The organism is Streptomyces blattellae, assembly GCF_009709555.1.
Taxonomy (GTDB): Bacteria; Actinomycetota; Actinomycetes; order Streptomycetales; family Streptomycetaceae; genus Streptomyces; species Streptomyces blattellae.
The window spans coordinates 24,419-37,329 of the sequence record NZ_WJBG01000190.1; the positions used below are offsets into that span (position 1 = coordinate 24,419).

The window sequence follows — 12,911 nt, forward strand, 5'->3', positions numbered from 1 at the left end:
GGGCCTCGGTGCGAGTGGGGAGAGCAGACGAATGGTGCGGGCATAACAGGCATAACTTATGCGGGAATTGCACCCCACTCGTCACAAAACAGGCACCGGAACCGGTCGCATGTCGGCCCCGGCAAGAGTTCTCCGCTCGTACGGCGTCCGGCGTCCGGCGTCCGACGTCGATGGCACCCCCGTGCCGGTCAGGGGCCGCTCTCGGGCGTAGCCGTCGTGGCCGTCGTGGCCGTCGTGGCCGTCGTGGCCGTCGCGACCTCCTCCGTCGGGACCGCCGACGCCGACGGTCCGACCGCGGTGGCCGCTGTCGTGCCGGCCGACGGGCGGGACACGTCGGTGCGGGGGTCCGGGCTGGGCCTGGCGCTGTCGGGGGACGGTGAAGGGGTGGAGGACGCCGACGGAGCGGGGGGCGTCGTACGACCGCTCGGGGGTGGGGGTGCGAGCGGGGCCGCAGGGGGCGCGGGGGACTCGGACCCGGTCAGGACGGGCAGCGCGATGAGGGCGGCGACGGCGCAGGTCAGCCCCGCTCCGGCCGCGGCGCGGAGCAGTCGGCGGCGGGACGCGGTGCGACGGATCGCCTCGTAGTGGCCGGGGGGCGGGGCGAGGTGCTCGGAGGCGGGGCGGAGGATCACCGCGAGGGGGTCGTCCGGTGCGGACTCCGGGTCATCGTCAAAGCGTGTGGTCAAGGCTTCTCCTCAGATGGACGCGGAGCAGTTCGCGGGCCGCGTGCAGGTCGGCCTTGACGGTTCCTTCCTTACGTCCGGTCAGCGCGGACACCTCCCGGATCGGCATGTCAGCGTAGTAGTGCAGGAGGATCGGCACGCGCAGTCGTTCCGGCAGGGACTGCACCAGCAGCCGTACGGACGGGTCCGCCGGTTCGGCGTGCGGGCGGACCGCCACTTCATGGGTGGCCCTGCGCACGGCCCGGCGCTCGCGCTCCAGCTTGCGCCAGTGGTCCCGGACGAGGTTGGCCGCCGTGACATAGAGGAAACCACGGGGCTCCTCCACCTTCGTCCAGCGGGCCCACAGCCGGGTGAACGCCTCCGACGCGATCTCGTGCGCCGTCTCGTCGTCGTCGACGAGACGGCGGCACCAGCCGGCCAGGCGCGGGTAGAGGGCGGCGAACAGCTCCGACGCTGCCTTGTCGCGGGACCGTTTCAACGCTCTCCAGGGTGGTGCGGGTCGTGGGGACGGGCTCGACTCGTCCTCAACTCGGGCTCAAACTCGTACTCAACTTGGGCTCAACTCGGGCTCAACTCGGGCTCGCTCCCGGCCAGTTCACGGTCAGCGCGTGCTCAGCGCGTGCTCAGCGCGGCGAAGACGATCACGTTGTCGCGGTACTCGGCGCCGCTCTTGGGTCCGCCGCAGGTGATCAGCCGCAGCTCCGGACGGCCTACGTCACCGTAGACGTCGTCGGTCGGGAAGTCCGCCTTGGCGACCGTCCGCAGGGCGGTCACGGCGAACGCCGCCTCCGTGCCGTTCCCCAAGCGCACGTCGATCCGGTCGCCCCGGCGCAGCCGCGCAAGGTGCCGGAAGACGCCGTCGCCGTACGCACCGACCGTGACATGGCCGAGGATCACCGACGGGCCGAACTCACCCGGCGTCGGCGAGTGCTCGTACCAGCCCGCCCGGTCGTGCGCGGTGATGGGCGGCACCTGCACCGTGCCGTCCGCCGCCAGCCCCAGCCGGATGACCGGGGTGTCGACCCCGATGCCGGGGATGCGCAGCCGGACGGGCACCGAACGGCCGACCGCCTTCGCGGCCCCGGGAGTTGACCGCGGCGGGCTTCCGGTGGCGTGCTCGGTCCGCTCACCCGGACCGCCGCCGCAGCCCGCGAGGAGCGAGGCCGCCGGCACACCCGCCGCCGCGGTCGCGAACGTACGCCTGGAGAGCGGCGGCGTCATGCCCCGGTCGCCCGCCGGCGCCGTACGACGAAGACCGCCGCGCCGCCCAGGCCCAGCGCCGCGGCAGCCCCGCCACCGACCAGTCCGGCGCCGGACCCCGAGTCCTCCGGCGTCACTCCGGTGTCGGGGGCGCCGCTCGGGACGACGGAGACCTGATCGTCCGGGACCTGCGTCGGCTCGGGGCTGGCGATGTCCTCCGTCGGCGCGGCAGTCGGCGGCTCGGCCGGCACGGCACTCGCCGTCGCGTCCTCGGTCGGCACGGCACTCGCGGTCGCGTCCTCGGTCGGCACGGGACTCGGGATGGCGGTCGCCGTGGGGGCTGCCTGGGTCGACGTCTCGTCGGCGAGCGCGGGCCCGGTGGCCGCCAGTACGGCGGTGCACGCAAGTGCCAGGACGCTGAGGACAGTTCGGCGCATGGTTTCGCTCTCTTTCGTCTTCGTCGGCCCGTGCGGTACGCGGTGGGCTGTGTGACGGATCGAGCGGAGAGACGAGGCGGGGGCGGGGCGGGTTGTAAAGAGACGGCAAAGCCGTCGAAGAGGCCGACTTCGCATCGCAGTTCATACTGGTGAACGACAATCACGTACAAGTTATTGACGCGCACGGATCAGGCCTCTAGCTTCCAAGAAAGCGCTTTCCCTCACCTGGGTGTGAACCAAACCAACGGGATGTGAATCCAACCGACTTGGAGACGAACGATGCGACTGAGATCAGTGGGACCAGTCATCGCGTCCGCCGGCCTGCTGGCCGGGACACTCGTCGCGCTGTCCGGCACCCCAGCACAAGCGGCGACCACCCGATATGAGGCCGAGAGCGCCCCGGCGGTCTGCACCGGCACCGTCGACTCCGACTGGACCGGCTTCTCCGGCAGCGGGTTCTGCAACGGCACCAACTCCACGAGCGGCTATGCCCAGTTCACCGTGACCGCACCCGCATCGGGCACGGCGACCCTGAACATCCGCTTCGCCAACGGCACCACCACCGCTCGTCCCGCCGGCCTGGTCGTCAACGGGTCCACGGTGCAGACGCCGTCGTTCGAGGGCACGGGCGCCTGGTCGACCTGGGTCACCAGGACGCTGACCGTGCCGGTGAACGCGGGCAGCAACACCATCCGGCTCAACCCGACCACCGCGGCCGGTCTGCCGAACATCGACTACGTCGACGTGACGACGAGCGACACGACCCCGGCGCCGACCGGCCCCGTCCTGTACGTCGCGCCGAACGGCACCGACGGCGCCGCCGGTACGGAGTCCGCTCCCACCACACTCACGTCCGCGATCAGCCGTATCTCCGCCGGCGGCACGATCTACCTGCGCGGAGGGACGTACAACCACTCCTCGACGGTCACCATCCCGGTGGGCAACAACGGCAGCTCAAGCGCCCGTACGACGCTCTCCGCCTACCCGGGCGAGCGGCCGGTGCTGAACTTCTCGGCGCAGAGCGAGAGTTCGTCCAACCGCGGGCTCCAGGTGATGGGTTCGTACTGGCACGTCTCCGGCATCGTCGTGGAGCGGGCGGGGGACAACGGCATCTTCGTCGGCGGCAGCAACAACGTCATCGAGCGCACCGTCACCCGCTTCAACCGCGACACGGGGCTGCAGCTCGGGCGGATCTCCTCCTCCACCCCGACCAGCCAGTGGCCGTCCGACAACCTGATCCTCAGCGCCGAGTCGCACGACAACGCCGACTCCGACGGCGAGGACGCCGACGGCTTCGCGGCGAAGCTGACCACCGGCACCGGGAACGTCTTCCGTAACACCGTGGCCCACAACAACATCGACGACGGCTGGGACCTCTACACCTACGCCGACGAGGACCCCATCGGCCCGGTGACCATCGAGGACTCCCTCTCCTACGAGAACGGCACCCTCAGCGACGGCTCCCAGGCCGGCAACGGCGACCGCAACGGCTACAAGCTCGGCGGCGAGGACGTGCCGGTCAACCACGTCGTCCGGCGCAGCTTCGCCGTCGACAACGGCAAGCACGGGTTCACCTACAACAGCAACCCGGGCTCGATGACGATCTCGAACAACGTCAGCGTCGACAACACCGAACGCAATTTCAACTTCGACGCCGGCACTTCGGTGTTCCGCAACAACACCTCGTGCCGCGGCGGCAGCGGCACGAACGACCGGATCATCGGCGACGCCGACAGCTCCAACCAGTTCTGGTCCGGCACGAACGGCTCCCGGTGTTCCTCGTACAGCGGCGCCCTGGGCTGGTCCTTCGCCTCGGACGGCCGCCTGGTCGTGACCTTCGGAGGCACCCAGGTCACTCCCTGATCGCAGTCATCACACGGAGGGTCCTGTCCACGGAGGTGCTGTAGGGCGGCTCGCGGCGCTCGCTGGCCAATTGGGCGCTGAGTCCCACCGGCCAGGTTCGTGACCTGGGATTTTGCCGACGGCGGTGGGACTTACGCAACAATTTCCCAGGTCCGAGCCATACACCACTCCTTGGACACGGCCCACGGAGCGGCCCGCGGGACAACTGCTGTCCGGCGGGCCGCCGAGCGCGCCGAGAGTGAGGGAGACCATCGTGTTCGACCGCCCCTTCGTCAGTCCGGTCAGTCCACATCCTCGACACGGAGAAGCAGCAGATCGAAGGCCGGGCCGTCGGGTGTGTTCCGGTACTCGCCCGCACACCGGTAGCCGAGCCGCGCGTAGAGGTCCTGACCGCGTTGGTTGGACGGCAGTGCGAGCAGTGAGGACCACTTCGGATTGACGGCCTGGATCAGCGCGGTGTGCAGCCGTGTGCCGAGGCCCTGGGACTGCCACGGCGGGCGGACGGCCAGTTCGCACAGCCCCATCAGGCGCTCCGTGCGGGCGCCCTCGGGGACCTGATCGACCAGGCCGGGGCCGAACCAGTAGTCGGCAGAGCAGAGGAAGGCGTAGCCGAAGCCCACGGGAGTGCCGCCCGCGTACGCGACGACGAGAGCGAAGCCGGAGTGCTTGAGGTGGCCTTCGACCTGGCGGCGCAGGGCGGACACGGACAGGCCGAGCGCCTCCGCGCTCGGGTTGTCGACGATTTCGGGGTGGGCGTCGGCCCAGATGTCGGCGAGCACGTCGAGCATCGGCGGCACCTTGCCGGGCCCGTAGGTGCGGATCACCACATTGGTACGCGTGCTCGGGGTGGTCACCGTCTCCTCCTCAGCTGACAGCGGTGATGGTGCGGTACTCCTCCAGCCAGTCGGCAACCTCCGGGATGGCGGCGTGCCGCTGAAGCGCGCTCTCGACGTTGTGCAGTTGCTTCAACAGCCGGTCCGAGCGCACCTCGGGAAGGTAGGCCAGGACGCGGCTGGCGGCCTCTGCCGCGGCTTCCGGCTCGGGCCGTTCCCTCACCGCATGCTGGATGGCGATGTCCGCGGTGTACAGGGCGCGGTTGCGAGCGAAGGTGTCGCCGTGAAGCAGCACGGCCTGCTCGGCTCCGGCTGCGGCCCGTTCGTGCTGGTCGAGGTCGGCCCGCGCGAGGGCTTCGAGTCCGGCCAGTTCGGCGGGCGTGTAGAACTCCAGCCATGCGGGGTCCGCGTCGCTCGGTCCCTTGGCGTAGAGGCGGTGGGCGCGCACGATCGCCTGATCCGTGGCGTCGGCGTCGCCGAGCAGGGCCCAGCCGCCGGCCTCCCGCATCGCCATGAGGGAGAGCATCCGCGCCGAGCCGTACGACTTCACTACCGTCTGGGCGCCCTGGGCTGCGGAGATCGCCTCGCGGGGACGGCCCGATGCCTTGGCCAGCAGAGAGAGGCAGCCGAAGGCGTGCCCTTCGAGGGGGGACCGTACCGCCCCCACCTTGTTCGTGCCCCGGCGTCCGCAGAGATCACGCCGCCAACGGCCCGTTCTTTCATCGCTCTTACATCGCTCCGGCGTCGCAGCCGCTCCCACGATGCTGCTTGCGTAGACAGTGACAAGGCGGCTCACCAGCTCGGCGCGACGGGGAGTTGTCTGGTCATCGGCTGCCCTCCCTCTATGCGGGCGGCTGTTGACAGCCCAGCCCGCCCATCGAACGCGAGCACCACCGAGGGACGCGACGATGACCATGACCGCTGCACACGTAGGGCCACAGCGCTATCAGGAGCGCTATCCGGCGAGGCTGGAGGCTGCCCGGCAGGCGCGACAGGACATAGCGCTCGCTCTGGAAACCTGGGGCCTGCCTCAGCTCGTCGATGTCGCCGAGCAGGTCGTCACGGAGCTGGTGGCCAACGCGGTGGAGCACACGGACGCGGCGACGGTCGGCGCTTCGATCACCCGCACCGGTCCCCTGTCCGCGCGGGTCGTCGTGACGGACACGTCGCGCACCAGACCCGTCCCGGGCACGCCGTCCCCGGACGCCGAGCACGGCCGCGGGGTTCTCCTCGTCGGCGCCCTCGCCCATGACTGGGGCAGCGAGCTGGTGCACGGAGGGAAGCGCGTGTGGGCCGAGCTGCGCGCGGACGTGAGGAGTGAGCGCGTCGCCCGTGGTCGCGCTGCCGTGCGTCGCCCAGCTCAGCCCGCGCCAGCAGATGGCCATCGACTGCGTGCGCTGCGCCCGCCGGTTGGGGTTGGCCGGCCGGGTATGGGGCGAGGCGTGCCACCGAGGCCGCTTGTTCAGGTTGTGGATCTGCGAGCCCTGCACCGCCGACCGCACGTCACTGGCAGCGCCCGTTGAGCTGCCGCCTGGTGCCGAAGACCCAGTGCTCGGCACCGGGCGGTGAACAACCCCGCCCTGCTCATCCGCTCCCCTGTGGCGGATGAGCAGGGCCTTGGCCTAGAGGCGGGCGACGGCCTTGGGGGCCAGGTCCTGGGCGAGGGCGCACAGCTCCTGTCTCGATGAGTAGCCGCTGACTCCCACCGAGACCACCTCGGTCTGGCCCTTGACGGTCGGGCCGGCCTCGCCGTACTCGATGTCGACCGAGCAGCTCGGCAGGGAGGGCCCGAGGGCCCAGCTGTCCTCGTCGGCGGGGCTGTACTTCACCGCTGCCGTGCGCCCCCCGACCGTGAGCGGGCGTCCCTCCAGCGCTTCGTCGAGGTGCTCGAAGAGGACGTACAGGTGGGGTTCGTCGATGTTCTCGGCGCCCCAGGTGCAGCTCTGACCGGTGAAGTCGGCGTGCCGGTCGTCGGGGTCGATGCCGGGGACGCGCGCCGCCTCGCTTTTCTTGATCAGCTCGCACGCGTCGTGGTTCGCCAGCGAGTCGGGGGCGTGGCGGGCGGAGGGAAGGTCGCCGGACTTGAGCAGGCGGATGACGTCGGCGGCGGCGGTGTCGGCGATCGGACAGGCGCCGGCATCCGACTCGTCTCCGTAGACGCCGATCGCGACCGCCGCGGCCCCTTCCCGCACCACCACGTCCCGTGTGCAGTTCTTGCCGCCGGTGAACTCGCCGTAGCTCTCGTTCTCGTAGACGGTGACGCCGTCCCGTAGGACGGGCGTTGGTGCGGGATCGCCCGCGGACACGTCGCTCGGTCCGGACTGCAGGTCCACGAAGACCGAGACGGACCCGTCGTCCGGTCCGTCCAGCTGGATGTCGCACTGGCCGTAGCTGATCCCCCGGTCGTACTCGGCCTTCCCGAACTTCGCCAGCACCTTCTCGTCGATCAGCTTGCAGGGGTCGGCGGCCCGCAGCTCATCGGGGGTGACGGACAGGGAGACCCTGCTGGGGGCGGATGGTGTGGATTCGGCTGAGGTGCGAGAAGGAGCGGCGGAAGACGCGTTGTCCCGCTTGTCCCGCGCGTTGTCCTGTGCGGAGCATCCCGTGGCGAACAGCGCGATGGCCAGTGCGGCCGCCGGTACCGTCGCGCAACGCGCGCCGCGCGCGAGCCGGGGCGTCATCGGATGTGGGTCAGGGCAGCGGCGGCGACGGACGCTCCCGCGGGACACGTTGTGTCCTGCGGTTCCCCGGGTTCCGGGATGGTCGTGGTGCCGACCAGGTGGTTCGTATCGTGCACCGCGACAAAGACGAAGCAGATCCCCTGGAATTCGGCCTGGGTGGCCATGTGCTGCCCCACCGGCACCTGCGTGATCCGCCCGTTCTCGGTCATGGTCTCCGCGTAGGACAGCGGCAGGTCCAGGGCGAGGCTGACGTTCTGGCCCGCCAGCTTCCAGTGGCAGGACGGTCCGTACTCGCCGGACTCCCGTGTCCCGCGGCCGCTGATTCCGAGGGCGGCGAGGTCGTGCTCGTCGAGGGCAGCGCAGGGCCGCGCCGCCAGCTGCGCCTGGGTGTACTTGCTGACCTGCGCTTCGGCGGAGGGGGAGGGCGAGGTGGTAGCGGAGGCGGAGGATGCGGATGTCGTATCGGGGGACGACGACCGCACACCCTGCCCGTTCGAGCACCCGGCGTTGAGCAGGCTCACGGCAGCGGCGAGCACGAGTCCGGCTGTCAGACGGGAGCGCCCGCCCCGGGGACACTGGTCAAGAGCGAATCGCGGCATACCGGGACGGTAGTGGCGCAGTGCCGGGACCGGTCCCGGAGGACGGCATGCCGGAGACGGCCCGCCGGACGGCTGTCCGGCGGGCCGTCGCAGCAGGTACTCAGCTGCCGGACATGATGATGGCCAGGTCCGTGATGTTCAGCGGGAACGTGGCGATCGGGGTCGGCTCGCCGGTGACCAGGTTGATGCTGTAGAGCGTCGGGGTGCTCGCGCCGCTCGGGGTGAGTGAGGCGAAGGCGGCGACCGAGGTGGTCTTGCCGTTGGTCAGGTAACTGTAGATGTCCAGGCCGGCGTTGGGCTGCGCGTTGAAGCCGAGGGAGCCGACGGTGGACAAGGTGCCGTTGTTGGCGGGCGACTGGATGACGAGGTTGTCGGTCGTGGTGTCGATGTCGTACAGGACGGTCCCGGTGGATCCGACCAGGTCGTTGTTGGTGTAGGCGGCCGCGGTGACGCCCCGCGTCGGCCCGAGGGTGGGCGGGGTGGGCAGGACGGCGTCCTCGACGGTGCTGTGGTCATTGAGGTTGTGCCGCAGATTGTGCCCCTGGTCGCTGATCACCCTGAGCCGGTCGGCCGCCGGGTTGAAGTCGACGTCGAAGTTGGTGCCCTGCAGCGGAACCTGGAGCTGGGAGACCTTGGTGACGACGACAGAGCCGCCGGGCGACGTCGGGGTCTTGATCGTGTAGATGCCGCCCCGCTCGCCGACGCCGTACAACAGGCCGTCCTGCACCCGGTGGTCGACGCCGATCAGTTTGGTGTCGCCGACGAGGCCGGTGATGACGCTGACTCAGTTGAGCACGTCCGGCCGGTCGGTGGTGAAGGTGGCCATCAGGGTGCCGTCGCCGGTGATCCCGAAGGCCCGCAGGCTGGGGGTGGCGGCGGGGGCGGCCGCACTGGTGCCCGGCACGCTCAGCATGAGCGCCGAGGACGCGGACAGGACCGCGATCGCCGCCGCGAGTCTCTTTCTGATTCCTGATTTCATCGCTGTTTCCCTCCCGTTTGGCTGAATTCCAGTAGGCGCGCAGGGTTGGTGAATCTCTGCGAATGCGAATGCGGGAATTACGATGACCCCCATTAAGTCGTCTTCACGGCAGCTCCACAAGCGGATCGAGTGACAACGGGGCTTCCGGGCGGGAACTTTGCGCGTAGTGAAAAATGCGCCACCGATGCGGCGGCGGCCGATTCACGCGAAGTGACAAAATGCCGTCCGGATTTCGTCTGTCGACCCGTTCACCAGGGCTGGCATGCTCACGTCCCATGGGGAACCTCTTCGCTGAGCTGGCCCGACAGGCGACGGCCAACGCCCGCCGGGAGGTCGAGACGTATCTGCGCGAGATTCCGGAGTTCGCATTCCTGGGCACGGACCAGCGGGCCAGGGACCGGACGATGGAGTATTCGCTGTGGTTCCGGCGCCGTACGATCGAACTGGCACCGGACAACAGCGAGTTGAATCCGGACGATCTCGACTACATCGCGTCAATCGGCGAGTTACGGGCGGCGGCCGGAATGTCACTCGACTCACGCCGGCGCGTCCTGCGCGTGCACACCGCACTCATGCTGCGTGAGATCAACGAGGCGACCGACGCGGAACGCGGCGGCGGGGTCGAGGAACTCATGCGGATGATGAGCTGGTTCGCGCCCCAGGGCGAGCGCGGCATCGGCGCCTACCGCCGGGGGTTCGTGGCGGTACTACGACGTCGTATGCCGTACGTCGAACAAGTCGCCCTGCTGGCCAGGTCGTTGCTGACCGGCGACCCCATGGCCGACGAACTCGCTCCCGTCCTGGACCTGCGACTCGCCGGGCACTGGGCGGTGACCGTGCTCCGGGTGCCGGACCGCCCGGCCGGTGACCGGGACCTGGAGAGCGAGATCGAGGCGCTGGTGAAGGCGCACCAAGTGCCGGTCGTGTGGTGCCCGGAGGCGGGATCCCGGGCGGGTGAGCTGATCGCGGTGACGCCCTGCGCGGGCGGGGATGCGGGTTGGCGTGCAGCGGGCGGGGATGCGGGTTGGCGTGCAGCGGGCGGTGGTGGAGACGAGCCGACCGCGGATGGTGATCCAGGCCAGCCCGCCGCAGACGGTGGCGGAGGCCAGCCCGCCACGGACGGTGATCCAGGCCAGCCCGCCGCAGACGGTGGCGGAGGCCGGCCCCCCGCGGACGGTGATCCAGGCCCGCCCCCCGCGGGCCCGCCCTCCGTACCCGCCGCCGTGGCCGACCTCGTACGGGACTTCGCCGACGCCCTCGGGCGCCCCTGCGCCGCCGGCACCGTCACCGCACCCCGCTCCGAACTCCCCGACGCCCTCGAACGGGCCCGGCGGATCAGCAAAACGGCCCCGCTGCGGCGGCCGTCCGCGCGGCTGCGGCCCCACACCATGCCGGACCTCTTCGTCGAACTCGCCGTCGCGGAGGTCCCGTTCGTCGACGCCTGGCTCCACACGGTGGCCCAGCGCCTCGACTCCGGCCCGGACCTCGTCGTCACGCTCGACGCGTACTACCGCCACGACATGAACCGCAGCGCCGCCGCGACCGCCCTCAACGTCCACCCCCGCACCCTCGACTACCGCCTGCGCCGCGTCCGCGAACTCACCGGCATCGATCCCGGCTCCACCTCCGGCGTACGGACGCTGAGTTCGGCCGTGACCCGGCGCTTGTCGGGGGCGTGGGGCGGCGGAGGGACCTAGGGGCATAGGGGCATAGGGGCATAGGGGCATAGGGGCATAGGGGCATGAGGCCGTTCCGCCGGGTCGGCCGCATGCGCCGATCGGGCGGCCGTACCGCCCGGCCGGCGATCTGAGCGCGGCTCAGGCAGTGCCGCCTGACGTCGTCTCCGGTTTCGCGGGTCGAGGACCCGGCTTCGTGGTCAGGATGTCGCGGGCCTGCTCCGCCGCGCGGGCCGTGCTCTCGGAGATGAAGTCGAGGAAGCGGGCGATGTTCTCGAAGCGGACGCCGGCCGGGGTGTCGGGACCGAGGATGCCGACGCCCTGCCGTGCGGTCTCGACGGTCTGGGCGAGGGCCCGGGCGCTGGCCATCATCGACTGGTACCAGATGTCGTCGTCGACGACATAGCGCTCGCGGCGGCGTTCGTCGCGTTCCCGGCGGACGAGGCCCTGGCTGTCGAGGAACGCGACCGCTTTGGAGACGGACGCCGGGCTGACCTGAAGGCGCTGGGCCAGTTCGGACGCGGTGAGGCTGCCCGCGTCGCTGATGCACAGACAGGCCAGCACCCGGGCCATCATCTTGGGCGTGCCCGAAGCCATGAGGACGGTGGTGAACACCTCCTCGTACTCGCGCACCGCCTCCGGGTCGCGTCCGTAGGCCTGCGGGGGCGCCTCCGGACTCCGGGGTGCGGCCTGCTTACGGCGGTGGGCTCGGTGTTCGGTGGCGCGGTGCGCCAGGTCGGCTCGGTAGCCGGTGGGGCCGCCGTTGCGCATGACCTCGCGGGTGATGGTCGAGGTCGGACGGTCGAGGCGTCTGGCGATCTCCGCGTAGGCGAGCCCGTCGGCCAGTCCCAGCGCGATCTGCTGGCGTTCCTGCTGGGTGAGTCTGCCTCCCGGCATCGTGGCCTCCTCCGTGGTGCGCGGCCTGTCCACCATAGCGTTCACACTCAATTCATTGCAACAGATGGACTGGCCTTCGTTGCATTACATCCAGGGTCGTTGCAACGATTTCACAGCTTCCACCTGCACTGATAGCACTTACTCGCAATGAGTTGATTGCTGAATCTATGAATGCAACGTAGCGTTTCTGCCAACGGAAACAACGCCTCCAAGGAGTACACCATGCACAAGGGCCAGCACACGATGCGGACCTTCGACACCCCCGCCCCGATCTCCGCCCACCTCGACATCCCGGCCGGGCGCGTCCAGCTCATCGCCGCCGACCGCGCCGACACCACCGTCGAGGTCCGGCCGGCGAACGCCGGCAAGAGCCGCGACGTGAAGGCGGCGGAGCAGATCGTGGTCACCTACGGCGACGGCATGCTGCGGATCTCGGCCCCACCCGCGAAGAACCAGTACCTCGGCCCCTCCGGATCCGTCGAGGTGACCGTCCAACTGCCCGCCGGTTCCCACGTCGAGGCGAAGACGGCCGCCGCCGAGTTCCGCGGCGTCGGACGGCTCGGTGACGTCGTCGTCGCGGACGGCTACCGCTCGGTCAAGCTCGACGAGGCCGCGAGCGCCCGCATCACCGCCGCCGACGCCGACGTCACCGTGGGCCGCCTCGCCGGCCCCGCCGAGATCAGCACCCAGCGGGGCGGCATCCAGATCACCGAGGCCACGGACGGCACCGTCACCCTGAGCACCCAGCAGGGCGACATCACCGTCGGCGCCGCCCACGGAGTCTCCGCCACCCTCGACGCCGGCACCGGCTACGGCCGCGTCCACAACGCGCTTCTGAACACCGACGGCCCCGCCGCCGGCCTGAACATCCACGCCACCACGTCCTACGGCGACATCACCGCCCGCAGCCTGGCAGCCCTGTAAAGGAGCAACGTCTTGACGCTCTCCTCCCTGAAGGGAGGAGATTCTTACGGCTCGCGCCGTGAGACTTCCTGTTTCATCGCCGACTGCCCGCCCGGAGAACTCCGTTGAGGTCTTACACCAGCTCCACAGGCCGAAACCG

General features: G+C 70.2%; 13 protein-coding genes and 2 pseudogenes. 4 read left to right on the forward strand and 11 right to left on the reverse strand.

All coding sequences use genetic code 11. The features are described from left to right. Positions 1–188: 188 nt before the first annotated feature. The 4 genes from GFH49_RS25080 to GFH49_RS25095 form a co-directional block, all read right to left on the reverse strand. Positions 189–686 carry a hypothetical protein gene (locus tag GFH49_RS25080; RefSeq protein WP_155058341.1) on the reverse strand — a complete coding sequence of 166 codons (498 nt, stop codon included), beginning with the start codon at positions 684–686 and terminating at the stop codon, positions 189–191. Next, positions 670–1,161, reverse strand: a complete 492-nt coding sequence (locus GFH49_RS25085; protein WP_155058342.1) for an RNA polymerase sigma factor — start codon at positions 1,159–1,161, stop codon at positions 670–672. Before GFH49_RS25085 ends, GFH49_RS25080 begins: the two co-directional genes overlap by 17 nt. Before the next feature lie 134 nt (positions 1,162–1,295). Further along, complete coding sequence (locus GFH49_RS25090) at positions 1,296–1,904, reverse strand: class F sortase (RefSeq protein ID WP_155058343.1); 609 nt, start codon at positions 1,902–1,904, stop codon at positions 1,296–1,298. After that, positions 1,901–2,320, reverse strand: a complete 420-nt coding sequence (locus tag GFH49_RS25095; RefSeq protein ID WP_155058344.1) for a Tat pathway signal sequence domain protein — start codon at positions 2,318–2,320, stop codon at positions 1,901–1,903. Before GFH49_RS25095 ends, GFH49_RS25090 begins: the two co-directional genes overlap by 4 nt. Positions 2,321–2,599: 279 nt before the next feature. On the opposite strand from GFH49_RS25095, the gene GFH49_RS25100 reads away from it, so the two are divergent. Further along, the gene (locus tag GFH49_RS25100) at positions 2,600–4,183 is read left to right on the forward strand and encodes a right-handed parallel beta-helix repeat-containing protein (RefSeq protein WP_155058345.1); all 1,584 of its coding nucleotides are present in this window, start codon (positions 2,600–2,602) and stop codon (positions 4,181–4,183) included. Positions 4,184–4,464: 281 nt separating this feature from the next. Here GFH49_RS25100 and GFH49_RS25105 read toward each other — a convergent pair whose 3' ends face one another. Both GFH49_RS25105 and GFH49_RS25110 read right to left on the reverse strand, forming a co-directional pair. Then, a complete protein-coding gene (locus GFH49_RS25105; protein ID WP_155058346.1) occupies positions 4,465–5,037 on the reverse strand; it encodes a GNAT family N-acetyltransferase in 573 nt (190 codons plus the stop codon). A 10-nt stretch (positions 5,038–5,047) separates the two neighbouring features. Beyond that, positions 5,048–5,683 carry an NsdA family TPR-like regulatory protein gene (locus tag GFH49_RS25110; RefSeq protein ID WP_230396477.1) on the reverse strand — a complete coding sequence of 212 codons (636 nt, stop codon included), beginning with the start codon at positions 5,681–5,683 and terminating at the stop codon, positions 5,048–5,050. 241 nt (positions 5,684–5,924) lie between these two features. Between GFH49_RS25110 and GFH49_RS40360 the strand changes: the two genes are divergently transcribed. Next, entirely contained in the window at positions 5,925–6,539 is a 615-nt protein-coding gene (locus tag GFH49_RS40360) for an ATP-binding protein (protein WP_230396478.1), read from the forward strand. 99 nt (positions 6,540–6,638) lie between these two features. Here the strand turns inward: GFH49_RS40360 and GFH49_RS25120 are convergent, their stop codons facing one another. The 3 genes and pseudogenes from GFH49_RS25120 to GFH49_RS25130 all read right to left on the reverse strand — a co-directional run bounded on the left by GFH49_RS25120 (position 6,639) and on the right by GFH49_RS25130 (position 9,275). Then, entirely contained in the window at positions 6,639–7,697 is a 1,059-nt protein-coding gene (locus GFH49_RS25120) for a DUF3558 family protein (protein ID WP_155058347.1), read from the reverse strand. Beyond that, complete coding sequence (locus GFH49_RS25125; protein WP_230396479.1) at positions 7,694–8,233, reverse strand: DUF3558 family protein; 540 nt, start codon at positions 8,231–8,233, stop codon at positions 7,694–7,696. The genes GFH49_RS25120 and GFH49_RS25125 overlap by 4 nt, the downstream gene beginning before the upstream one ends. A 163-nt stretch (positions 8,234–8,396) precedes the next feature. Continuing rightward, positions 8,397–9,275: pseudogene (locus GFH49_RS25130) on the reverse strand (DUF4394 domain-containing protein). Between the two features lie 275 nt (positions 9,276–9,550). On the opposite strand from GFH49_RS25130, the gene GFH49_RS40365 reads away from it, so the two are divergent. Next, positions 9,551–10,972: a PucR family transcriptional regulator gene (locus GFH49_RS40365; protein WP_230396480.1), complete on the forward strand. Its 1,422-nt coding sequence runs from the start codon at positions 9,551–9,553 to the stop codon at positions 10,970–10,972. A 120-nt stretch (positions 10,973–11,092) separates the two neighbouring features. Here the strand turns inward: GFH49_RS40365 and GFH49_RS25140 are convergent, their stop codons facing one another. After that, complete coding sequence (locus tag GFH49_RS25140) at positions 11,093–11,848, reverse strand: GbsR/MarR family transcriptional regulator (protein WP_155058349.1); 756 nt, start codon at positions 11,846–11,848, stop codon at positions 11,093–11,095. Positions 11,849–12,091: 243 nt separating this feature from the next. Between GFH49_RS25140 and GFH49_RS25145 the strand changes: the two genes are divergently transcribed. Next, positions 12,092–12,772 (forward strand): DUF4097 family beta strand repeat-containing protein, encoded by a 681-nt coding sequence (locus GFH49_RS25145; RefSeq protein ID WP_155058356.1) that lies wholly within the window; start codon positions 12,092–12,094, stop codon positions 12,770–12,772. 44 nt (positions 12,773–12,816) lie between these two features. Here GFH49_RS25145 and GFH49_RS40370 read toward each other — a convergent pair. Beyond that, positions 12,817–12,911: pseudogene (locus GFH49_RS40370) on the reverse strand (RNA-guided endonuclease InsQ/TnpB family protein); the annotation flags it as partial.

Excerpts from the sequence above, each read along its gene's own strand:
- GFH49_RS25090 (WP_155058343.1), bottom strand. The coding sequence starts at position 1,904 with ATGACGCCGCCGCTCTCCAGGCGTACGTTCGCGACCGCGGCGGCGGGT.
- GFH49_RS25095 (WP_155058344.1), bottom strand. The coding sequence starts at position 2,320 with ATGCGCCGAACTGTCCTCAGCGTCCTGGCACTTGCGTGCACCGCCGTA.
- GFH49_RS25100 (WP_155058345.1), top strand. The coding sequence starts at position 2,600 with ATGCGACTGAGATCAGTGGGACCAGTCATCGCGTCCGCCGGCCTGCTG.
- GFH49_RS40360 (WP_230396478.1), top strand. The coding sequence starts at position 5,925 with ATGACCATGACCGCTGCACACGTAGGGCCACAGCGCTATCAGGAGCGC.
- GFH49_RS25120 (WP_155058347.1), bottom strand. The coding sequence starts at position 7,697 with ATGACGCCCCGGCTCGCGCGCGGCGCGCGTTGCGCGACGGTACCGGCG.
- GFH49_RS40365 (WP_230396480.1), top strand. The coding sequence starts at position 9,551 with ATGGGGAACCTCTTCGCTGAGCTGGCCCGACAGGCGACGGCCAACGCC.
- GFH49_RS25140 (WP_155058349.1), bottom strand. The coding sequence starts at position 11,848 with ATGCCGGGAGGCAGACTCACCCAGCAGGAACGCCAGCAGATCGCGCTG.
- GFH49_RS25145 (WP_155058356.1), top strand. The coding sequence starts at position 12,092 with ATGCGGACCTTCGACACCCCCGCCCCGATCTCCGCCCACCTCGACATC.